The sequence below is a fragment of the Burkholderia sp. A9 genome (assembly GCF_000801975.1).
The window spans coordinates 20,776-41,601 of record NZ_JSZN01000004.1 but is presented as its reverse complement, the minus strand read 5'-3'; the positions used below and the strand labels follow the sequence as shown (position 1 = coordinate 41,601).

The window sequence follows — 20,826 nt, the reverse complement described above, 5'->3', positions numbered from 1 at the left end:
CGCACGCCGGCAGAGCCGGCGGCGGCGCGTGCGAAGCAGCCTGCGCGACGGTGCGCGCGACCGCGCATTATCCGAAGTGCGCGACCAGGATCAGCGTCACCGTGACGACGATCGCGCCGCCGATGCGCGTCGCGATCTGCGCGAACGGCATCAGCTGCATCCGGTTCGCGGCGGTCAGGATCGCGACGTCGCCGGTGCCGCCTTGGCCGCTGTGGCAGGCGTTCACGATTGCGGTGTCGATAGGGTACATCTTCAGCAGGCGGCCGACCACGAAACCGGTGCCCATCAGCGTCGCGACGGTCGACACGATCGTGATGACGTTGACGACCGTGAAAGCTGCGGTCAGCTTGTCCCACGGCGTCATCGCGACGCCGATCGCGAACAGCAGCGGATACGTGACGGCGGTCGAGAAGAACTTGTAGACCACGAACGCGCCTTCCTGCAGCGGCGGCGACACCGCGCGCGCGAGCTTGACCAGCACCGCGAGGAACAGCATCGCGACCGGCGCGGGCAGGCCGAACAGCTTGTGCGCCATCAGGCCCACCAGATACAGCGTGATGGCCGTGATGCCGGCGCCTGCGATGTGCGTGACGTCGACGTGGCCGCGGATTTCCTCGTTTTCCGGCGTCATGTCGCCGCTTTCGCCGACCTGCAGGCGGCCGTTGCCGGTCAGGTGCGGCATGCGCTTGCCGAGCATGTCGAGCGCGCCCGACAGGATGATCGCGGTCAGGCTGCCGAGCATCACCGGCGGCAGCACCATCGCGAACATCTCGCCCTGCGGCAGGTGCATCAGTTCCGAATAGCCGATCGACAGCGGAATCGCGCCTTCGCCGACGCCGCCGGCCATGATCGGCACGACGATGTACAGCAGCGTGTGGCGTGCGCCGAGGCCGAGCGCGGTCCCGACCGCCGTGCCGACGATCGCGGCCGCGACCGAACCGGCGGCGAGCGGGATGAAGATCTTCACGAAGCCCTGGATCAGCACGCGGCGGTCCATGCTCAAGATGCTGCCGACGATGATCGACGCGATGAACAGGTACAGGAAGTTTGTCGACTTCGTGAACTCGACCGTCAGGTTCAGCACCGGCTTCGGCAGCACGTGATAGTAGGTGAGCGCCGACGGCACGAAGGTCGCGAAGATCGCGGCCGCACCGATGTTGCGCAACAGCGGCAGGCGCTTGCCGAGTTCCGCGCACGTGAAGCCGAAGAACGCGAGCACGGCGATCGCCATCGAGATCTCGCCGGGCACCTTGCCCGTCACCGAGAAGCCGACGATGAGCGCGAGCAGGATCACGTAAACCGGCAGCGGGATGATGCCGACGCGGATTTCCATCAGCTTCCACCAGCCTTCCGGCCAGAAGCGTTCGCGCGTGGCGGGACCGGCTTCGGCAATCGCCTCCGGACGGGATTGGGTATGGATAGAGGTCTGCAAGACGTGTCTCCTGATGTTGGAATGCCTGCATTGCTTCGCGGCATCGTGTGACGTCTATTACGCAACCCCCGTGCCAGGAATCCGGTCTGACGGAATATTTCTAATTCATTGATTCATAATGGATTTGTTTCGTCTGTGGAAAGGGCCGCCGCGACCGGCAGGCCGAGATTTCGGAATTCGCCCGGCGCCCAGGCCGAGATTTCGGCCTGGCAGCCGGCCGGGCGCCAGGTCCCGGGTGATCGCGCGCCATATCGCCGCACGCGATTTTCTTCGCAGAATCGCTTCGTAGACCGCCCCCGCGCCGCTCTCTATCATCGGCTGATCCTTTTCCGATGCGACGACGACTGTCCGGAGAACGCCCGTGCGTTCGCCGCGGCGTCGCTCATCCGTCGATACCGTCTATGGACAGGAGAGTGGTTCCCATGCTGCATGCCGTTTTTTCCGCCCGCTTTTCCTCCGGCCGTGTTGCCCGCCTGCTGGCAGCCGCGCTGCTCGGCGTTGTGATGCTGAACGGCGCCCGCGCCGACACCGCGCCGCTGAAGGTCGGCATCTCGACCAGCCCGCAGATCGACGCGCTGAAGATCGCCGCGAAGGAGGCGAAGGCACAGGGGCTCGACGTGCGGATCGTCGAATTCACCGACTGGAATACGCCGAACGCGGCGCTCGCGAACAAGGACATCGACGTCAATTATTTCCAGCACATCCCGTTTCTCGAGAACGCGAAGAAGCAGGGCGGCTACGACTTCGTATCGATCGCACCCGGCACGATCATGAAGATCGGCCTCTATTCGAAGAAGGTGAAGCGCTTCGACGAGCTGAAGGACGGCGCGCGGGTCGCGATCGCGAACGATCCGGTGAACGGCGGGCGCGGGCTGTTGCTGCTGCAGCGCGCGGGGCTGATCACGCTGAAGCCGGGCACCGACTACCGCGCGACGACGCACGACATCGTGTCCAACCCGAAGCACCTGAAGATCATCCCGCTCGAAGCGTCGCAGCTCGCGCGCTCGCTCGATGACGTCGATCTCGCGCAGGGCTACCCGAGCTTCATCAAGCTCGCCGGCACGACCGACCCGAACAGCGCGCTGCTGTTCGACGGCACCGAGAACAAGAGCTTCGCGATCCAGTGGGTCGTGCGGCCGGACAGCGTGAACGATCCGCGCATCCGCAAGTTCATCGCGATCTACCAGCACTCGCCGGCGGTGCGCCGTGCGCTCGACAACGCGTTCGGCTCGCTGTACGCAATCGCGTGGTGACGGAGGCGGACATGACGACGGCGAACCGCAAGAAGATCCTGCTCAACGCGTTCAACATGAACTGCGTCGGGCACATCAACCACGGACTGTGGACGCATCCGCGCGACCGCTCCGCGCACTACACCGATCTCGACTACTGGTCCGATCTCGCGAAGACGCTCGAACGCGGCAAGTTCGACGGGATCTTTCTGGCCGACATCGTCGGCGTGTACGACGTGTTCGGCGGCGGCCCCGACGCGGCGCTGCGCGAATCGGTGCAGGTGCCGGTCAACGACCCGCTGCTGCTCGTGCCCGCGATGGCGCAGGTCACGCGGCATCTCGGCTTCGGCGTGACCGCGAACCTGACCTACGAACCGCCTTACCTGTTCGCGCGCCGCATGTCGACGCTCGATCACCTGACGAAGGGGCGCGTCGGCTGGAACATCGTCACCGGCTATCTCGACAGCGCCGCGCGCGGGATGGGCCTGGCACAGCAGATCGGCCACGACGACCGCTACGAACGCGCGGACGATTACATGGACGTCGTCTACAAGCTGTGGGAACAGAGCTGGGACGACGACGCGGTGATCCGCGACGCGCAGGCGCGCGTGTTCGCGCAGCCTGGCAAGGTGCGGCGCGTGAAGCACGACGGGCCGTTCTATTCGATCGATGCGATTCACCTGAGCGAGCCGTCGCTGCAGCGCACGCCGGTGTTGTACCAGGCCGGTTCGTCCGCGCGCGGCGTCGAGTTCGCGGGCCGTCACGCCGAATGCGTGTTCGTGAATGGCCAGAGCAAGGCCGCCGCGCGCGCGGCGGCGCTCGACATCCGCGCGGCTGCCGCGCGGCAGGGCCGCGATCCGGCGTCGATCAGGATTTTCGCGGGCGTGAGCGTCGTGACGGCCGAGACCGAGCGGCTCGCTCGCGAGAAATTCGACGAATACCGGCGCTATGCGAGCCCGGAGGCAGGGCTCGCGCACTTCGCGAGCTCGACCGGCATCGACTTCGCGAAGTACGGCCTCGACGAACCGATCTCGTACGTGAAGACCGATTCGATCCAGTCGGCCGTCGACGCGATCTCGCGCAAGAGCACGACCGGCACGTGGACCGTGCGCAGGATGCTCGAACAGATGTCGCTCGGCGGCCGCTATGCGCCGATCGTCGGCTCGCCGTCGCAAGTCGCGGACGAACTGCAGTCGTGGATCGACGAGACCGGCATCGACGGCTTCAACCTGACGCGCACCGTGATGCCCGAGTCGTTCGAGGATTTCGTCGACTGGGTCGTGCCCGAGTTGCAGAACCGCGGCATCTACAAGGAAGACTACGATCCCGCGCCGACGCTGCGCGAGAAGCTGTTCGGCGCGGGCGCGCGGTTGCCCGCATGGCATACGGGCGCGCAGCACCGGCCGGCCGCCGCGCCGGCACCGGAACCGGCGCATCCCGCGCATGCATGAACCTGATGGAGCGAAGCGATGACGCAATTGTTCGATACGCTGGGTTTTATCGAGGCATCGGCCGTGCGTGCCGGCGCCGGCGTCGGCGTCGGCGCACGCGCGCATGAGGAAAAGGCCGTGTCGGCCGACGGCCCTGCCGTGTCGCTGGCGAACGTCGGCAAGGTGTTCGCGACGCCGCGCGGCCAGGCCGCCGCGCTGCGCGAGGTGACGCTCGACGTGCGGCGCGGCGAGGTGTTCGGGATCATCGGCCGCAGCGGCGCCGGCAAGTCGACGCTGCTGCGGCTCGTCAACGGGCTCGAACGCCCGAGTTCGGGCAGCGTGCGCGTGCAGGGCGTCGACGTCGGCGCGCTCGACGAGGACGGACTCGTCGCGCTGCGTCGCCGCACCGGCATGGTGTTCCAGCATTTCAACCTGCTGTCGGCGAAGACGGTGTTCGAGAATGTCGCGCTGCCGCTGAAGATCGCCGGCGTGCCGAAGGCCGAGCGCGCGCGCAAGGTCGATGCGTTGCTCGAGCTCGTCGGGCTCGCCGCGAAGCGCGACGCGTATCCGGCGAGCCTGTCGGGCGGCCAGAAGCAGCGCGTCGGCATCGCGCGGGCGCTGGTGCACGATCCGGAGGTGCTGCTGTGCGACGAGGCGACGTCGGCGCTCGATCCCGAGACGACGCAATCGATCCTCGCGCTGCTCGCCGACATCAATCGCCGCCTCGGGCTGACGATCGTGCTGATCACGCACGAAATGGAGGTGATCCGCGCGGTGTGCGACACGGTCGCGGTGATCGAGCAGGGTGAAGTCGTCGAAACGGGCCCGGTGTGGCGCGTGTTCGGCGATCCGCGCCACGGCGCGACGCGCGCGCTGCTCAGCACGCTCGTGCACGACCTGCCGGCCGAACTGGCCGCGCGCGTGCAGCCGTTGCCGGCACAGGCCGCGCTGCCCGATGGCGCGCAGGTCGTGCTCGACGTCCGCTATACGGGCGAAAGCGGCGGCGAACCGGACGTCGGCGCGCTCGCGGCGGCACTCGGCGGCTCGGTGCGCTTCCTGCACGGCGGGATCGAGCGCATTCAGGGGCATGCGCAGGGGCGCCTCGTGATCGCTGCGTCGCCCGGTCAGTCGCCCGCAGGCGGCGGCGCGGTCGCCGCCTTGCTCGAACGCGCGCGCCGCCACGCGAATCACGCGGAGGTGCTCGGCTATGTTTGAACTCTGGTGGCCCGAACTGCTCGATGCGATCCGCGACACGCTGTCGATGGTCGCCGCATCGGCCGCGATCGCCGCGCTGCTCGGCATCCCGCTCGCGGTGGTCCTCGTGACGACCGCGCCCGGCGGCATCTACGCGCGACGTGGCGTGAACGCGGTGCTCGGCGCGCTCGTCAACGTGTTCCGCTCGACGCCGTTCATCATCCTGCTCGTCGCGCTGCTGCCGTTCACGCGCGTGCTGATCGGCACGACGATCGGCGTATGGGCGGCCGTCGTGCCGCTGTCGATCGCCGCGATTCCGTTTTTCGCGCGGATTGCCGAGGTGAGCCTGCGCGAAGTCGATCGCGGGCTGATCGAGGCCGCGCTCGCGATGGGCGCGAAGCGCCGCCACATCGTGTGGCACGTGCTGCTGCCCGAGGCGCTGCCCGGCATGCTCGGCGGTTTCACGATCACCGTCGTCGCGCTGATCGGCTCGACCGCGATGGCGGGTGCCGTCGGCGCGGGCGGGCTCGGCGATCTGGCGATCCGCTACGGCTATCAGCGCTTCGACACCACCGTCATGGCAACCGTGATCGTGATCCTGATCGCGCTCGTCTCGGCCGTGCAAATCACGGGCGACCGTCTGGTCCGACATCTGACCCGGCGCACCTGAGCGGCGCCACGAGCGCCGACTCCTTTCATTCAAGACCCTGAGAGAACGAACCCTATGACCTTACCCATCGGCGCGCCGCGCGAATGGAACGGACAATTCGAGGAAGCGCTGTTTCTGGATGTCGCACGACGCCATCGTCCCGGCTTTCCGGACAAGCTCGCGACGCCGCCGCGCGAGCCGCGCAGCGAGGACGAACTGGCCGCCGTCGCCGACTACTACACGAAGATGGCGTCGCACGACCTGTTCATCGTGCAGGTCGTCGCGAAGGCGATCGACACGCTGTTTCGCGACGATCCGCATTTCCAGCTGATCCTGTCGCGCCAGCTCGGCGACGACGGCGCGCATGCGGTGATCGGCCGCGAACGCGTGACCGAACTGACCGGGCGCGATCCGCTGCCGGAAGTCGAGCGGCTCGTCGCCGCGCACTGGGAACGCATCGGCGACATCGCGGTGCGCGACGTCGCGGGCTTCCTCGCGTTCGAATGGCATTACGAGCTGCACATCCTCGCGAAGCTGTGGATCCAGCGCAAGACCGGCCGCATCGCCGACGGCGCGATGCGCGAGCACGGCGAGAACCGGATTCGCCCGGACGAAGAGTGGCATCGCGTGCAGATCGTCCAGTGGTGGTTCGACACGTTGGAGGCGCTGCCCGCTGCCGACCGCGACGCGCTGATCGATCGCGTGATCGCGGCCGACGAGGAAACGCAGGCGCGGCTCGACGGCTATCTGCATGACGAATACGCGCATACCGCACACGTATTCGGCGCGGATATCGCCGAATACCGCACGATCTACGACGACTGGCGGCGCGAGATCCTGTCGCGGCTGACCGGTCGCCGGCTCGGCGCGCTGGTGCCGCTGTCGGACGAAACCCTTGCACAGGAAGCCGTCGCATGAACGATCCACGCGGCCCGGCGACGCTTGCGCCGGATAGCGGGGCGCCTGCCGTCGACGAAGACGTGCTGGCGCGCGCGCTCGATGCGCTGCGCGCGACGGCTGCCGCGCGCGATCGCACGGGCGGTCACGCGGCCGACGACAAGCAGCGGCTCGCCGACGCGGGCCTGCTGACGCTCGCGGTGCCGCGCGAATTCGGCGGACAGGAAGCCGCGTGGCCGGCGATCTACGACACGATCCGGCGGATCGCGCGCGTCGACAGCGCGCTCGCGCATCTGGTCGGGTTTCAGATCCTGCAGGTGGTCAGCGTCGACGTGTGGGGCGGCCCGGCACAGCGCGAACGCTATCTGCGCGGCACGGTCGAGCATCGCTGGTGGTGGGGCAATGCGGTCAATCCGCTCGACACGCGGCTGGTGGCGACTGCAACGCCGGATGGCGGCTACCGGCTCGACGGCGTGAAGGTTTTCTGTTCGGGCACGCGCGGCTCGCAGCGGATGACGGTGTCCGCGCACGATCCCGCAACGGGCCGCGCCGTGTTCGGCGTGGTGCCGACCGATCGTCGCGGGATCACGGTCAACGAAGACTGGGACCCGATCGGCCAGCGCCAGACCGATAGCGGCAGCGTGCGCTTCGACGGCGTGACGCTCGCGCCCGACGAAGTGCTGCACCGGTCCGAAGTGCCGCCGACGCCGCGCGCGACGCTGCGCACGCTGGTGTCGCAGCTCGTGCTGACGAACCTGTTCGTCGGGCTCGCGGAAGGTGCGCTCGCCGAGGCGCGCGACTATGTGCTGACACATGGCCGGCCGTGGATTCACTCGGGCGCCGCGCAGGCGAGCGACGATCCCTACACGCTGCAGCGCTTCGGCGACATGCGCGTGCAGGCGGTTGCCGCGGCGTCACTGGCCGATCGCGCGGCCGTCGCGTTGCAGCGCGCATGGTCGCGGCGCGAAGCGCTGACGGCCGACGAACGCGCCGAAGTGGCGCTCGCCGTGTCGGACGCGAAGATCGTCGCGCAACGCGCGGCGCTCGAGAACGGCGAGGCGCTGTTCGATGCGTGCGGCGCGCGGGCGACGGCCGCAGCGCTCGGCCTCGACCGCTTCTGGCGCAATGCGCGCACGCATACGCTGCACGATCCGCTCGACTATCGGCTGCGCGATGTCGGCCGGTTCGCGCTGACGGGGGAGCTGCCGCAGGCGTCGCTTTATACGTAAGTGCGCGCGCGCTCCGTCATTGATCGCCGGGAGGCGGGCCTTCCGGCGTCACGGGTGCGGGCCCGCCGGCCAACCGCGAGCCGCTGTCCGTACCTGCGCGCTTGTACGACGCCAGTTCGTTCGAATAGCGCGCCGTCCGTACGCCGTTCACGTCGTAGTACTCCTCGACCGACTTGACCCAGCGGCCGACCGCCGGCACGTACCAGAACGCCTTGTAGGTCTTGCCGGTCTGTTCCGCCGTCCCGCTGTTGCGGCTCTGCATCACGATCGTCGAACCGCCTGCATTGCGGGATACGCCCGACACGGTCGACTGTCGCGACGCGGTTTCGGCTTTCCACGTGCCTTCGGCCTCGATCTTGACCGCATCGAACTTGCCGCCGGGCACGGTGACGGTGTCGGGCCCGACGACCTTGTAATGCGTGTCGTACGTTTCCGATGCGTGCTGCGGATTCGGATGCGCTTCGCTATACCTGATCGTCCACGTCTTGCCGACCGTCAGCGGAAACGCCAGCGGGCGGTTCACCACGGTTTCGGTGCCGTTGACGCTGCGCGCGCGGCTCCAGTCCGCGTCGACGATCAATTCGCGGGGCGCCTGGGTCGCGCCGCTCTGCTGCGTTTCGATATAGATGTGGTCGGCGGTCGTACGCTGCACGGAAATCTGGTCGCGTGTCTGGTGCCAGCCGTTCGGGCCGATTTCAACCGTGTTGACGTAGGTCCAGGTGTCGCCCGGCTTCAGCGCCGGCGCGGCGATCGATTGTGCGAGCGCCACGCCGGGCACGGCGGCGCACAGTAACAGCGTGGCAAGCGTTTTATTTTTCATGGTGTGCAGGAGGGGCCGACGAGGGACCGACGGACTCGCCAGGCAGCTTAGCAACCACACCTTTCAATCGGCATGCCTTGCGCAGCGTTGCGGCCGCTCCTTTCGTTGCCTACGGTTACAGCGCCTGAATGCTGGACGCCGTACGACGATTGGGCGCTGACCGGCAGGTCGGTGCATACGGTCTGCGCGGGCAGGTCGCGGTGCGCGACGGCGCGCTGACCAGCCGGCCGGCGGGGCAGCCCGTCGCGTTTCTGGATGCCTAGATCGGCAGACGCACCGTCTGCTTGATGCGCTTCAGCGGAATCTCGGTTTCGACGTTGCGTACGCCTTCGATCTGCGTGAGCGTCTCCATCTGAAAGCGCTGATAGTCATCGAGATCCTTCGCGATGACCCGCAGCAGATAGTCGTAACTGCCGGCCATCAGGTGGCATTCGAGCACTTCGGGCGCCTGCTCCATCTCGCGGGCGAAGCGTTCGACGGTCGTCTTGTCCTGGCGCTCCAGCGTGACGCGCACGAATGCCGTAAATCGCAGTTCGACGGCCGCCGGGTTCAGCAGCGCGACGTAGGCGTCGATGACGCCCTGTTCCTCGAGCAGATGAACGCGGCGCAGGCAGGGTGTGGGCGACAGACCGACCTGCTGCGCGAGTTCGGCGTTCGTCTGGTTCGAATCCCGTTGCAGCGCACGCAAAATGCGCCGATCGATCGCGTCCAGTTTGATTGGCATTTTTGACTACCGATATGGCTGATGATGGAGGGTAACTCCAAATCCGCCATCGAAAGTAGCCGACTTCGCAGCCATTCTCCACGGCAAGTTGCCGATAATCGGATGACTGCCACGGCTCCGTGGACGCGTGCGATTCCCGCCCGTCCCGCCCGGCGCCGCTTTCAGGAGAGTCCCGATGCCGCACATAGCCTGGTTGCCGTTCATGGCGACATCCCTTCTGATCATTCTGACGCCGGGCCAGGACATGGTGCTCGTCATGTCGCGCACGCTATCCGGCGGAACGCGCGCCGGCCTCGTGACCGCGGCGGGCGTCAGCGTCGGGCTGCTCGTGCATACGATGCTCGCGACGCTCGGTCTGGGTGCAATTCTTCAGGCTTCCGAATGGTTGTTCACGGCCTTGAAGGTCGTCGGCGCGCTGTATCTGCTGTATCTCGGCATCACGCTGCTGCGTTCGTCGGGCGAGCTGACGCTCGCAAGCAGTCGCGACGCGCCGGCATCGCGGCTGCGCACGTTCGCGCAAGGCGCGCTGTCCAACGTGTCGAATCCGAAGGTCGCGCTGTTCTACCTCGCGTTTCTGCCGCAGTTCGTCCCCGCGGGCGCCGCGCATCCGATGCTGTCGCTGTTCGTGCTCGGCACGACGTTTGCCGGCCTGACGTTTCTCGTCAAGGGGCCGGTCGCGCTGTTCGCGGGCCTGTTGTCGACGTCGATTCGGCGTAATCCGCGCATCCTGACCCGTATGCACCGGGTGAGCGGCGTGGTGCTGCTCGCGCTTGGCGTGAAGCTGGCGTTCGAGCGCCGCTGACGATGCTCACTACGCCGGCAACGTGTCCGCCAGCGCCCGCATCGCGTCCACCGTCTCCGGATTCGCCGGAAAAAACGCCTCGATCGCCAACTCCGACAGCGTGACGTCGACCTGCGTGCCGAACACCGTCGTCGTGCTGAAGAACGTCAGCTCGCCGGCCGCCGTGCGCAGCCGCAGCGGCACTGCGAAGTCCGCATGGTCGGCGCGCGCGTCGGGGTCGTCAGGCTGGCCGGCCGGCGCCGGATACGCGGCGAGTTCGTCGCGCAATGCATGCAGCATGCGGTCGCCGCTCGCGTCGATCTGTCGTTGCAGCCGATGCAGGAGATGCGCGCGCCATTCGTGCCAGTTGACGATCTGCGCCGCGAGGCCGTCCGGATGCAGGCTCAGGCGCAGCACGTTGACGGGCGGCTGCAACAGCGCGGGATCGGCCTGCGCGACCAGTGCGCCGAGCATCCGGTTGGCTGCGAGCAGCGTCCAGTGGCGATCCACCGCGAGTGCCGGGTAGGGCTCATGGCCGCGCAGCACGGCTTCGACTGCGTGGCGCGCCGCGTCGAGCTGCGGATCGGAGAACGGCCGCTCGCGAAACAGCGGCGCATAGCCGGCCGCGACGAGCAGCGCATTGCGCTCGCGCAGCGGCACGTCGAGGCGCTCCGCGAGATGCAGCACCATGTCGCGGCTCGGCTGTGCGCGACCCGATTCGACGAAGCTCAGGTGCCGCGCGGACACCTCCGCATCGACCGCAAGCGCCATCTGGCTCAGGCGCCGGCGTTGGCGCCACGTGCGCAGCAGCGGGCCGACGCCGGACGCGCGGCCGGCGGACGGGGGAAGCGAGTGGCGGGCGGCGGTCGAGTTCATGAGGACGATGATAGGCAATCCTGTGCGCGCCGGGCATTACCTGCCAGGTAAGCAATCCGGTTCGACGTGCGTAGCCGATCGCGCCTGCCGCTGCCTGCGGCTCCCGTCCCACCCGCCGCATTTCGTTCCCGGAAGCGCCCCGACGCTGCGTTACCATAGCCCCCGTGCCACCTGAGAGGCGGCGCCGGACCTGCGACCACAGCGCCCGGCCCGGACGCCGCGCACATTCACGACAAGGCAGTCCAGGGGAATCCAATAATGAAAAAACTCGCCGTCCGCGTCGCCTGCGTGGCGATGCTCGCATGCGCCGCGACCAGCGGCCACGCGCAAACCGAAGCCGCGCAGGTCGAAATGAGAGCCGCCGCCGCGGCAGCGAACAAGGCCGTCGTGAACGGGCCGGCCGATATCGACGTGAAGCACGAAGCGGTGCTGAAGCTGAAGGCAGGCGAATCGTTCGTGCCGGCCGCCGAAGCCGGCCGCTACCTGCGCTCGATGGGCAACTCGATCGACGAGTCGAAGCTGGTCGGCCTCGTGCTGCCCGAGGATCCGGACGCCGACTGGATCTCGGTCGTGTCGTTCGAGCCGAGCGGCTACATCCGCGACGACGACGCGAAGGACTGGAAGCCCGACGAATTGCTGAAAAGCCTGCAGGCCGGTACCGAGGAAGACAACCCGGCACGCAAGGAGCGCGGCCTGCCCGAAACCGAGGTGGTCGGCTGGGCGCAGGCGCCCGCGTACGACGCCGCCACGCACCGGCTCGTATGGTCCGCGATCATCCGCGACAAGGGCGCGACCGCGAACGCGGAGCACGACGGCGTGAACTACCGGACGCTCGTGCTCGGCCGCGATGGCTACCTGTCGCTGACGATGGCGTCGACGCTCGCCGAGCTGCCGAAATACAAGGCCTCGGCCGACGACCTGCTCGCGAACATCCGCTTCAACGACGGCAAGCGCTACGCCGATTTCAACAAGTCGACCGACCATGTCGCCGAGTATGGTCTCGCGGCGCTGATCGTCGGCGTCGGCGCGAAGAAGCTCGGCCTGCTCGCGCTGATCGGCGCGTTCGCCGTGAAGTTCTTCAAGATCGGCGCGGTCGCGCTGCTGGCGGGCGGCGCGGCGTTGAAGCGCTTCTTCGGCGCCAGGCCGAAGCAGGAACCCGTGCCGGTCGTCGCCGATGCAACTGACTCAGCCGCCGTGTCCGGCGCGGAGCGCAAGGAATGACGAAGTTGCTGCTGCTGCTCTTCGGCGGCCTGAAGCTCGGCAAGGTGCTCATGTCGGCGGGCACCATGCTGGCGTCGATCGCGGTCTACGCGCTGTTCTACGGCTGGCGGTTCGCGGCCGGCTTCGGCGCACTGCTGCTGGTGCACGAAGCCGGTCACTATGTGGCCGCGCGGCGGCGCGGGCTCGACGTCGGGCTGCCGACCTTCATCCCGTTCGTCGGCGCGTGGATCCAGCTGAAGGACATGCCGCACGACGCCGAAACCGAGGCGTATGTCGGCCTGGCCGGCCCGTTCGTCGGTACGCTCGGCGCGCTGACCTGCTACGCGGCTGCACGGCACTACGACAGCAACCTGCTGCTCGCGCTGTCCTATACGGGCTTCTTCCTGAACCTGTTCAACATGATTCCGCTGTCGCCGTTCGACGGCGGGCGGATCACCGCGGTGCTGTCGCCGCGCATCTGGTTCGCGGGCGTGCCGGTGCTGATCGTGCTGTTCGCGTACCGGCCGAGCCCGTTGTTGATCGTGATGGCGATCCTCGCGCTGCCGCAGTTGAAGCGCGCCTGGCGCTACGATCCGGACGCACCGGAGAACCGCGCGTACTACGCGACGTCGATCGAGACGAAGACGACCTACGCGCTCTGCTACGTCGGCCTGCTCGCGTTTCTCGCGCTCATGACTTCCGGCGTGCACGACATGCTGCGCGTCACGCATTCCGCGGCCTGATGTAACAACGGCGGCCGTTTGCGCGGCCGCCGTCGTCTCCCTGCCGTTCCCGCCGCAGCTCAGGCGTCGCGATGACGCAGCTCGACGCGCTTGATGTCCTTCACGATCACCAGATAGCTGAGCACCGTGACGAGCGCGTTCAGCCCGACGAACACGAGTGCGCCGTTGAACGAGCCGCTTGCGCCGACCAGGTAGCCGATCGCGATCGGCGCGACGATGCCGGCCGTGTTGCCGAACATGTTGAACAGGCTGCCCGACAGGCCGATCGCTTCCTTCGGCGCGGTGTCCGCGACGACGGCCCAGCCGAGCGAGCCGATTCCCTTGCCGAAGAACGACACGGCCATCAGCACGATCACCAGCGCTTCGCTGTCGACGTAGTTGCAGCCGATGATCACCATCGACAGCAGCATCCCGCCGACGATCGGAATCTTGCGCGCGAGCGTCAGCGATACGCCGCGACGGATCAGCGTGTCCGACAGCATCCCGCCGAGCACGCCGCCGAGGAACCCGCAGATCGCCGGCAGCGACGTCATGAAGCCGGCTTTCAGCAGCGACATCCCGCGCGCCTGCACGAGGTAGATCGGGAACCACGTGAGGAAGAAGTAGGTGAGCACGTTCACGCAGTACTGGCCGAGATAGACGCCGAGCAGCATCCGGTTCGACAGCAGCTGGCGCACGTAGTACCAGCCCGCGACGCGGCTGCCTTCGGACGCCGCGCCGTTGCGGTGCGCCGTGGTGCGCACGAGGCCGCCACCCTGCTCGATATGCTCGAGTTCCGCGCGGTTCACCGCCGGATGGTCGACCGGGTCCTTCATCACGCGCAGCCACAGGAACGCGAGCGCGATGCCGGCGAGGCCGAGCCACAGGTACACCTGGTGCCAGCCGTACGCGTGCGTGAGCCACGCCATCAGCGGCGAGAACACCACCGCCGCGAAATACTGCGCGGCGTTGAAGATCGCCGACGCCGTGCCGCGCTCCGCGGTCGGGAACCAGCTCGCGACGACCTTGGCGTTCGCGGGGAACGCGGGCGCCTCGGCGATGCCGACCGCGAAGCGCATCACGAACAGCGCGGTCACCGCGAACGCGGCGCTGCCGCCGAGGCCGATCGTGCTTTGCAGCAGCGTGAACGCCGACCACAGGAAGATGCTGGTCGCATACACGCGACGGGCGCCGAAGCGGTCGAGCAGCCAGCCGCTCGGCAACTGCGCGAGCACGTACGCCCAGCTGAACGCCGAGAAGATGTAGCCCATCGTCACCGGATCGATGCCGAAGGCCTTGCGGATCGGCGTGCCGGTGATCGACAGCGTCGCGCGATCCGCATAGTTGAGCGTCGTGACGACGAACAGCATCGCCAGGATCCAGTAGCGCACGGCGGTGCGGCGCGCGCTGCCGGCGAGATCGATCGGAAGATCGCGGGGGGTGGTCTGATTGGGCACTTTAATGTACGTCGTCGTATGACATGGACGGAAGTTTATTGGCAATGCCCGCACGCATAAACCTCGGGTTTTCCCTTTGAAACGTAGTGCCAGGCCGTAAAAATCGCGACTTTGCCCGATGGATAAGGGATTCCGGGTTGTTGCTCCGTGGCAGGCGGGGCGCGGGAATATTGAAACAATGTCGGCAGACATCGTATCTGTTGCGCTACAATGGCCGAATCATTCCCGAACCACGGAGCACACCCCATGCAACTGACTGGAGAGATGCTGATCGGCGCCGACGCGGTGGCCGGCTCGGCCGGTACCTTGCGCGCGTTCGACCCGTCGAAGGGCGCGCCGATCGATGCGCCCGCATTCGGCGTCGCGACGCTGGCCGATGTCCAGCGCGCATGCGAACTCGCGCGCGACGCATTCGACGCGTACCGCACGCAGCCCCTCGCGGCCCGCGCGGCGTTTCTCGAAGCGATCGCCGACGAAATCGTCGCGCTCGGCGACGCGCTGATCGAGCGCGCACACGCCGAGACGGGCCTGCCGGTCGCCCGCCTGCAGGGCGAGCGCGGCCGCACCGTCGGCCAGCTTCGGCTGTTCGCGCGCGTGGTGCGCGACGGGCGGTTCCTCGCCGCGTCGATCGATCCCGCACAGCCGGCGCGCACGCCGCTGCCGCGCTCGGACCTGCGGTTGCAGAAGGTCGGGCTCGGGCCCGTCGCCGTGTTCGGCGCAAGCAACTTCCCGCTCGCGTTCTCGGTGGCCGGCGGCGATACCGCGTCGGCACTGGCGGCCGGCTGCCCGGTGATCGTGAAGGCCCATGAGGCACACCTCGGCACGTCCGAGCTGGTCGGCCGTGCGATCCGCGCAGCCGTCGCGAAATGCGGGATGCCGGCCGGCGTGTTCTCGCTGCTGATCGGCCCCGGCCGCGTGATCGGCGCGGCGCTGGTCAGCCATCCGGCGATCCAGGCAGTCGGCTTCACCGGTTCGCGGCAGGGCGGCATGGCGCTCGTGCAGCTCGCGAACGCGCGCCCGCAGCCGATTCCCGTCTACGCGGAAATGAGCAGCATCAACCCGGTCGTGCTGTTCCCGGCCGCGTTGGCGGCGCGCGGTGACGCGATCGCGACCGGCTTCGTCGATTCGCTGACGCTCGGCGTCGGCCAGTTCTGTACGAACCCGGGCCTGGTGCTGGCAATCGATGGCCCCGACCTCGACCGCTTCGAGTCCGTCGCCGCACAGGCGCTCGCGAACAAGCCGGCCGGCGTGATGCTGACGCGCGGGATCGCCGACGCGTATCGCAACGGTCGCGGCAAGCTCGCCGACCTGCCGGACGTGCGCGAAATCGGTGCGGGCGAGCCGGCGCAGACCGAATGCCAGGCGGGCGGTGCGCTTTACCAGGCCGGCGCGCAGGCGTTCCTGGCCGAGCCGGCGTTCAGCCACGAGGTGTTCGGGCCGGCGTCGCTGATCGTGCGCTGCCGCGATCTCGACGAAGTCGCGCGCGTGCTCGACGCGCTCGAGGGCCAGCTGACCGCCACGCTGCAGATGGACGCTGACGACAAGCCGCTCGCGCGCCGCCTGCTGCCGATCCTCGAACGCAAGGCCGGCCGCCTGCTCGTCAACGGCTACCCGACCGGCGTCGAGGTATGCGACGCGATGGTCCACGGCGGCCCGTTCCCGGCGACGTCGAACCCGGCCGTCACGTCGGTCGGCGCGACGGCGATCGACCGCTTCCTGCGGCCCGTGTGCTACCAGGATTTCCCGGACGACCTGCTGCCCGAAGGGCTGCAGGAAAGCAATCCGCTCGCGATTCCGCGGCTGCGGGACGGGAAGGCGGAGTGACGAGGAGGAACGGCTGAAGGCAGCGTCCCGCGAGGGGCGCGTTCAGGCACGTTGAAACACGGCGGCGGACGTGGCCCTATAGGCCGCTTCCGCCTTTTTTATTGATGGCTGGCTTTGGCGCCCGCCGGTTCCGCTCGGTCAGTGAGCGGGGTGAGCGACAAGTTGCAGGCGCTCGGCTGCGGCCAGCAGGCGCCGGTCGCGTGTCCACAGCTTGCTGTCTCCGGTCAGTCTGACCGAGGCAAGCAGATGTGCGTCGACGTAACCGATGTCTAGCCCGTGAAGCGGTATCACATCGATCATGCGCTGGACTTCGTCGTCGGTTGCCGGGGTGGCGGCGGGAAGGTCGCGCAGCGCATCCAGTACGGTCTGGCGATCGCGCATGCTGCTGAGCGCAAGCTCGCCGATGATGAACGGATGGATCAGCACCCGTTCAGCTTCCAGCAATGTCGTGAGCGTTGCGTCACCGGCCCGCAGGTGGTCGATCCACACTGAAGTGTCGACCAGAATCATGCGGGCTCCGATGGGCGGCGCGGAACAGAACCAAGGTCGGGCTCGGTACCGCCGAGGCGGGCGAGTCGTCGTGCGCTTTCGCGCGCGATCAATGCGCGCAGCGCTTCTCTCAACAGTGCCGATTTTTCGGTGATGCCGGTTAATTGCTGCGCTTTGGCGAGCAGTGCGTCGTCGAGGGACAAGGTGGTGCGCATGAGCGGCCTCCGAGAACGTCGATGCATCAATTGCGGCATCAAATGATGCTTTCAATGACGTGTCGCCTTGACGAGATGGGCGTCGGCTTCCGCGTCGACGGAATTTCTCCTACAGTAGCGAGGCCTCGGGCCGACCGGCCCGCAGGCGGGCCTGAGAGACCGACAAAAGACCAAGAGGGAACCATCCGATGAACATCAGCAAGCGCGGCGACCACCTGTTCGCCGCCGGATTGTGGAAGGCGATCGGCGACGTCGCGCATTCGGTGCGCAGCCGGATCGGCCAATACAGCGAAGGGCGCGTGCTCGCGAATGCGCTGCTGGAATTCCAGCGCGACCTGGGCGGCAGCGAATTCGACGTGACCATCAACCAGGGGCGGCCCGTCACGGGCTCCGACGCGCATTCGCTCGTGTTCGGCCTCGCCGTGCGCCGTTTCAGGCAGGACATGGAAGCGCTGGTGTTCGCGCTCGAGCACCGCCGCGGCATCGACGAACGCGACCAGAGCCTGCGCACTGAAGCGTTGATGCAGGCCAACAGCGCGCTCCTGACCGCGAAGCAGTCGGCAACGATCACGGTCGGCCGGTTCTTCGATGCGGTCGTCGACCGCGACGTGCTGGGGCAGATTCTTGGCGGCGAATCGAGCACACGCGTGCGTGCGGGCGCGCAGGGACAGATCGAAGCGACCCGGATCAAGCTTGGCAACGTGCGTTACCGGATCATCGGAGTCATCGCGCAGATGTGACGGCGCGCAGCGCGGCGGGATGCGTGGCATCGCTGTCGCTGCAAACGACCGCGGCCGGCAAGCGCCGGCCGCGATGCAACACAAGCACACAAGCCGGCCGCCGCGCCACCGAAGGCGCCGCGCCGGCCGCCCCCGCTTACTGCGGGCCCATCTTCTTGATCAGCACGTCGAGTTCGGCCAGTTCGTCGTCGTTGAGGTCGATCAGCGGTGCGCGCACCGGACCCGCGTCGTGGCCGACGAGCTTCGCGCCCGCCTTCACGATGCTGACGGCGTAGCCCGCGCGGCGGTTGCGGATCTTCAGGTACGGCAGGAAGAACTCGTCGATCAGGCGGCCGACGGTTGCGTGGTCGTCCTTCGCGATCGCTTCGTAGAATTCCATCGCCGTCTTCGGGATGAAGTTGAACACGGCCGACGAGTACACCGGCACGCCGAGCGCCTTGTAAGCGGCTGCGTAGACTTCGGCCGTCGGCAGGCCGCCGAGGTATGCGAAGCGGTCGCCGAGCCGGCGGCGGATCGTGACCATGCTCTCGATTTCACCGACGCCGTCCTTGAAGCCGATCAGGTTCGGGCAACGGTCGGCAAGGCGCTCGAGCATGTCGGCGTTCAGCTTCGAATTCGCGCGGTTGTACACCACGACGCCGATCTTCAGCGCACGGCACACCTGTTCGACGTGCTCGGCGATCCCTTCCTGGCTCGCTTCGGTCAGGTAGTGCGGCATCAGCAGCACGCCGCTCGCGCCGAGGCGCTCGGCTTCCTGCGCATATTCGATCGCGACGCGCGTCGCGCCGCCGGCGCCGGCGAGGATCGGTACCTTGCCCTTGCAGGTTTCCGTCGCGACGCGGATCACATCCGAATACTCGCGCTGCGTGAGCGAGAAGAATTCACCGGTGCCGCCGGCCGCGAACAGCGCGGTCGCGCCGTACGGCGCCAGCCATTCCAGGCGCTCGGCATAGGTGGTCGGGCGGAAGCTGCCGTCTGCGTCGAAATCCGTCAGCGGAAACGACAGCAGGCCGTGGGAGATGATCTGTTTGAGTTCTTGCGGTGAAGTCATGGTTGGGTCGTCCGTCTAGCGCGAGTGCTGGGTTCGTCGGGCACGGCATCCGGGCCACATTGGCGATGTCGTTGTATGTCATCGTACAACGAGGGGAGGGGTGACGCAAGCGGTTTGCTGGCCGATCGAAGGTAGGGTCTTTCCGGATAAGGGTTTACGTAGCATCGCGGATTGGTGTCGAATGTCGTATGATGACTAACGATTTGACCGGTAGCCTCCCAGGAATTCCGATGACTGCTTCCCCTCTCTATATCCGCGTGCATCCGGACGACAACGTCGCGATCGTCGTCAACGACGGCGGCCTGCCCGAGGGCGCGACGTTCGCCGACGGGCTGACATTGCGCGAAGGCGTGCCGCAAGGGCACAAGGTTGCGCTGGCCGATCTCGCGGCCGGCGACCCGATCGTCCGCTACAACGTCGTGATCGGCTACGCGCTCACCGAGCTGCGGCGCGGCAGCTGGGTCAACGAGCGCACGATGCGGATGCCCGAGCCGCCGGGGCTCGACGACCTGCCGCTCGCCACGCGCGCCGCACCGTCGCTGGCGCCGCTCGAGGGCTATACGTTCGAGGGCTTCCGCAATCCCGACGGTTCGGTCGGCACGCGCAACATCCTCGCGATCACGACGACCGTGCAGTGCGTGTCGGGTGTCGTCGAGCATGCGGTCAAGCGGATCAAGGAGGAACTGCTGCCGCGTTACCCGAACGTCGACGACGTGGTCGGACTCGAGCACACGTACGGCTGCGGCGTCGCGATCGACGCGCCCGACGCCGACATCCCGATCCGCACGCTGCGCAACATCAGCCTGAACCCGAACTTCGGCGGCGAGGTGATGACGGTGAGCCTCGGCTGCGAGAAGCTGCAGCCCGAGCGCCTGCTGCCGCCCGGCGTGATTCCGGTGGCGGCCGACGGCGCGACGGACAACGGCGGCGTCGTGTGCCTGCAGGACGCCGCGCATGTCGGCTTCAACTCGATGATCGATTCGATCATGAAGATGGCCGAATCGCATCTGGAGCGGCTGAACCGCCGCCGTCGCGAAACCTGCCCGGCGTCGGATCTCGTCGTCGGTGTGCAGTGCGGCGGCAGCGACGCGTTCTCGGGGCTCACCGCGAACCCGGCGGTCGGCTTCGCGGCCGACCTGCTCGTGCGCGCCGGCGCAACGATCATGTTCTCGGAAGTGACCGAAGTGCGCGACGGCGTCGCGCAGCTCACGTCGCGCGCGGCGAACGAGGACGTCGCCCGCGAGATCATCCGCGAGATGGACTGGTACGACCGCTACCTGGAGCGCGGCCGCGTCGACCGCAGTGCGAACACGACGCCCGGCAACAAGAAGGGCGGCCTGTCGAACATCGTCGAGAAGGCGATGGGTTCGATCGTGAAGTCGGGCAGCGCGCCGATCGCCGGCGTCGTGCGTCCCGGCGATCGGGCGCGGCAGAAGGGGCTGCTGTACGCGGCGACGCCCGCGAGCGACTTCATCTGCGGCACGCTGCAGCTCGCGGCGGGGATGAACCTGCACATTTTCACGACGGGCCGCGGCACGCCGTACGGCCTCGCGCAGGTTCCGGTGATCAAGGTCGCGACGCGCAGCGATCTCGCGCGCCGCTGGCACGACCTGATGGATCTCGACGCGGGGCAGATTGCGACCGGCGCGGCCTCGATCGAGGACGTGGGCTGGGAGCTGTTCCGGCTGATGCTCGACGTCGCGAGCGGCAAGCGCCGCACGTGGGCCGAGCAATGGAAGCTCGCGAATGCGCTGACGCTGTTCAACCCGGCGCCGGTGACCTGACGCGCGCGGTTGCGACGACAGCCGATGCGGGTGCCTTCGGGCGCCCGTTTTCGTTGGGGCGGCGCGATTTCCTTACCTCG

20 protein-coding genes are annotated in these 20,826 nt (G+C 67.6%); 12 read left to right on the top strand and 8 right to left on the bottom strand.

Going from position 1 to position 20,826, the window contains the following annotated elements:
* Positions 1–67 precede the first annotated feature (67 nt).
* The gene (locus PI86_RS02150) at positions 68–1,432 is read right to left on the bottom strand and encodes a 2-hydroxycarboxylate transporter family protein (protein WP_039318334.1); all 1,365 of its coding nucleotides are present in this window, start codon (positions 1,430–1,432) and stop codon (positions 68–70) included.
* A 422-nt stretch (positions 1,433–1,854) separates the two neighbouring features.
* Here PI86_RS02150 and PI86_RS02145 point away from each other — a divergent pair, with 422 nt between their 5' ends.
* Genes PI86_RS02145 through PI86_RS02120 form a run of 6 tightly spaced genes read left to right on the top strand, consistent with a single transcriptional unit; the run spans position 1,855 to position 8,063 of the window.
* Positions 1,855–2,685, top strand: coding sequence for a MetQ/NlpA family ABC transporter substrate-binding protein (locus PI86_RS02145; protein ID WP_039318331.1), 831 nt, complete (start codon positions 1,855–1,857; stop codon positions 2,683–2,685).
* A gap of 11 nt (positions 2,686–2,696) precedes the next feature.
* Positions 2,697–4,115 (top strand): LLM class flavin-dependent oxidoreductase, encoded by a 1,419-nt coding sequence (locus PI86_RS02140; protein WP_039318329.1) that lies wholly within the window; start codon positions 2,697–2,699, stop codon positions 4,113–4,115.
* An 18-nt stretch (positions 4,116–4,133) separates the two neighbouring features.
* Complete coding sequence (locus tag PI86_RS02135) at positions 4,134–5,309, top strand: methionine ABC transporter ATP-binding protein (protein ID WP_039318327.1); 1,176 nt, start codon at positions 4,134–4,136, stop codon at positions 5,307–5,309.
* Positions 5,302–5,958, top strand: a complete 657-nt coding sequence (locus PI86_RS02130) for a methionine ABC transporter permease (protein WP_039318325.1) — start codon at positions 5,302–5,304, stop codon at positions 5,956–5,958. The genes PI86_RS02135 and PI86_RS02130 overlap by 8 nt, the downstream gene beginning before the upstream one ends.
* Before the next feature lie 54 nt (positions 5,959–6,012).
* Positions 6,013–6,855: a hypothetical protein gene (locus tag PI86_RS02125; RefSeq protein ID WP_039318323.1), complete on the top strand. Its 843-nt coding sequence runs from the start codon at positions 6,013–6,015 to the stop codon at positions 6,853–6,855.
* Positions 6,852–8,063, top strand: a complete 1,212-nt coding sequence (locus tag PI86_RS02120; RefSeq protein WP_039318320.1) for an acyl-CoA dehydrogenase family protein — start codon at positions 6,852–6,854, stop codon at positions 8,061–8,063. The genes PI86_RS02125 and PI86_RS02120 overlap by 4 nt, the downstream gene beginning before the upstream one ends.
* A 16-nt stretch (positions 8,064–8,079) precedes the next feature.
* Here PI86_RS02120 and PI86_RS02115 read toward each other — a convergent pair whose 3' ends face one another.
* Together PI86_RS02115 and PI86_RS02110 are read right to left on the bottom strand one after the other, a co-directional pair.
* Entirely contained in the window at positions 8,080–8,883 is an 804-nt protein-coding gene (locus PI86_RS02115) for a hypothetical protein (RefSeq protein ID WP_039318318.1), read from the bottom strand.
* A 259-nt stretch (positions 8,884–9,142) separates the two neighbouring features.
* Positions 9,143–9,607, bottom strand: coding sequence for an Lrp/AsnC family transcriptional regulator (locus tag PI86_RS02110; protein ID WP_014901010.1), 465 nt, complete (start codon positions 9,605–9,607; stop codon positions 9,143–9,145).
* Positions 9,608–9,782: 175 nt separating this feature from the next.
* Between PI86_RS02110 and PI86_RS02105 the strand changes: the two genes are divergently transcribed.
* Positions 9,783–10,409: a LysE family translocator gene (locus PI86_RS02105; RefSeq protein WP_039318313.1), complete on the top strand. Its 627-nt coding sequence runs from the start codon at positions 9,783–9,785 to the stop codon at positions 10,407–10,409.
* Between the two features lie 9 nt (positions 10,410–10,418).
* On the opposite strand, the gene PI86_RS02100 is transcribed toward PI86_RS02105, so the two are convergent.
* Positions 10,419–11,264, bottom strand: coding sequence for a helix-turn-helix domain-containing protein (locus tag PI86_RS02100; protein ID WP_039318310.1), 846 nt, complete (start codon positions 11,262–11,264; stop codon positions 10,419–10,421).
* Between the two features lie 258 nt (positions 11,265–11,522).
* Between PI86_RS02100 and PI86_RS02095 the strand changes: the two genes are divergently transcribed.
* Together PI86_RS02095 and PI86_RS02090 are read left to right on the top strand one after the other, a co-directional pair.
* Entirely contained in the window at positions 11,523–12,485 is a 963-nt protein-coding gene (locus PI86_RS02095) for a DUF2167 domain-containing protein (protein ID WP_039318308.1), read from the top strand.
* Positions 12,482–13,207: a site-2 protease family protein gene (locus PI86_RS02090; RefSeq protein ID WP_039318307.1), complete on the top strand. Its 726-nt coding sequence runs from the start codon at positions 12,482–12,484 to the stop codon at positions 13,205–13,207. The genes PI86_RS02095 and PI86_RS02090 overlap by 4 nt, the downstream gene beginning before the upstream one ends.
* A 59-nt stretch (positions 13,208–13,266) precedes the next feature.
* Here the strand turns inward: PI86_RS02090 and PI86_RS02085 are convergent, their stop codons facing one another.
* On the bottom strand, positions 13,267–14,643 hold the full coding sequence (locus PI86_RS02085; protein WP_039318305.1) for an MFS transporter: 1,377 nt from the start codon (positions 14,641–14,643) through the stop codon (positions 13,267–13,269).
* 246 nt (positions 14,644–14,889) lie between these two features.
* Here PI86_RS02085 and PI86_RS02080 point away from each other — a divergent pair, with 246 nt between their 5' ends.
* Entirely contained in the window at positions 14,890–16,467 is a 1,578-nt protein-coding gene (locus PI86_RS02080) for an aldehyde dehydrogenase (NADP(+)) (protein WP_039318300.1), read from the top strand.
* 138 nt (positions 16,468–16,605) lie between these two features.
* Here the strand turns inward: PI86_RS02080 and PI86_RS02075 are convergent, their stop codons facing one another.
* Positions 16,606–16,977 (bottom strand): type II toxin-antitoxin system VapC family toxin, encoded by a 372-nt coding sequence (locus PI86_RS02075; protein WP_039318297.1) that lies wholly within the window; start codon positions 16,975–16,977, stop codon positions 16,606–16,608.
* Entirely contained in the window at positions 16,974–17,171 is a 198-nt protein-coding gene (locus PI86_RS15885; protein WP_082012111.1) for a type II toxin-antitoxin system VapB family antitoxin, read from the bottom strand. The genes PI86_RS02075 and PI86_RS15885 overlap by 4 nt, the downstream gene beginning before the upstream one ends.
* A gap of 188 nt (positions 17,172–17,359) precedes the next feature.
* On the opposite strand from PI86_RS15885, the gene PI86_RS02070 reads away from it, so the two are divergent.
* Positions 17,360–17,911: a hypothetical protein gene (locus PI86_RS02070; RefSeq protein WP_039318293.1), complete on the top strand. Its 552-nt coding sequence runs from the start codon at positions 17,360–17,362 to the stop codon at positions 17,909–17,911.
* Positions 17,912–18,047: 136 nt separating this feature from the next.
* On the opposite strand, the gene kdgD is transcribed toward PI86_RS02070, so the two are convergent.
* Positions 18,048–18,962 carry a 5-dehydro-4-deoxyglucarate dehydratase gene (gene kdgD, locus PI86_RS02065; protein WP_014901019.1) on the bottom strand — a complete coding sequence of 305 codons (915 nt, stop codon included), beginning with the start codon at positions 18,960–18,962 and terminating at the stop codon, positions 18,048–18,050.
* Between the two features lie 230 nt (positions 18,963–19,192).
* Between kdgD and garD the strand changes: the two genes are divergently transcribed.
* Complete coding sequence (gene garD / locus PI86_RS02060) at positions 19,193–20,746, top strand: galactarate dehydratase (RefSeq protein ID WP_014901020.1); 1,554 nt, start codon at positions 19,193–19,195, stop codon at positions 20,744–20,746.
* Positions 20,747–20,826 lie beyond the last annotated feature (80 nt).

Bases quoted from the DNA above. Each gene is read 5' to 3' on its own strand.
- PI86_RS02135 (WP_039318327.1), top strand. From the start codon at position 4,134: ATGACGCAATTGTTCGATACGCTGGGTTTTATCGAGGCATCGGCCGTG.
- PI86_RS15885 (WP_082012111.1), bottom strand. From the start codon at position 17,171: ATGCGCACCACCTTGTCCCTCGACGACGCACTGCTCGCCAAAGCGCAG.
- kdgD (WP_014901019.1), bottom strand. From the start codon at position 18,962: ATGACTTCACCGCAAGAACTCAAACAGATCATCTCCCACGGCCTGCTG.
- PI86_RS02115 (WP_039318318.1), bottom strand. From the start codon at position 8,883: ATGAAAAATAAAACGCTTGCCACGCTGTTACTGTGCGCCGCCGTGCCC.
- PI86_RS02110 (WP_014901010.1), bottom strand. From the start codon at position 9,607: ATGCCAATCAAACTGGACGCGATCGATCGGCGCATTTTGCGTGCGCTG.
- PI86_RS02080 (WP_039318300.1), top strand. From the start codon at position 14,890: ATGCAACTGACTGGAGAGATGCTGATCGGCGCCGACGCGGTGGCCGGC.
- garD (WP_014901020.1), top strand. From the start codon at position 19,193: ATGACTGCTTCCCCTCTCTATATCCGCGTGCATCCGGACGACAACGTC.
- PI86_RS02095 (WP_039318308.1), top strand. From the start codon at position 11,523: ATGAAAAAACTCGCCGTCCGCGTCGCCTGCGTGGCGATGCTCGCATGC.
- PI86_RS02120 (WP_039318320.1), top strand. From the start codon at position 6,852: ATGAACGATCCACGCGGCCCGGCGACGCTTGCGCCGGATAGCGGGGCG.
- PI86_RS02130 (WP_039318325.1), top strand. From the start codon at position 5,302: ATGTTTGAACTCTGGTGGCCCGAACTGCTCGATGCGATCCGCGACACG.
- PI86_RS02140 (WP_039318329.1), top strand. From the start codon at position 2,697: ATGACGACGGCGAACCGCAAGAAGATCCTGCTCAACGCGTTCAACATG.
- PI86_RS02075 (WP_039318297.1), bottom strand. From the start codon at position 16,977: ATGATTCTGGTCGACACTTCAGTGTGGATCGACCACCTGCGGGCCGGT.
- PI86_RS02105 (WP_039318313.1), top strand. From the start codon at position 9,783: ATGCCGCACATAGCCTGGTTGCCGTTCATGGCGACATCCCTTCTGATC.
- PI86_RS02090 (WP_039318307.1), top strand. From the start codon at position 12,482: ATGACGAAGTTGCTGCTGCTGCTCTTCGGCGGCCTGAAGCTCGGCAAG.
- PI86_RS02100 (WP_039318310.1), bottom strand. From the start codon at position 11,264: ATGAACTCGACCGCCGCCCGCCACTCGCTTCCCCCGTCCGCCGGCCGC.
- PI86_RS02145 (WP_039318331.1), top strand. From the start codon at position 1,855: ATGCTGCATGCCGTTTTTTCCGCCCGCTTTTCCTCCGGCCGTGTTGCC.
- PI86_RS02070 (WP_039318293.1), top strand. From the start codon at position 17,360: ATGAACATCAGCAAGCGCGGCGACCACCTGTTCGCCGCCGGATTGTGG.
- PI86_RS02125 (WP_039318323.1), top strand. From the start codon at position 6,013: ATGACCTTACCCATCGGCGCGCCGCGCGAATGGAACGGACAATTCGAG.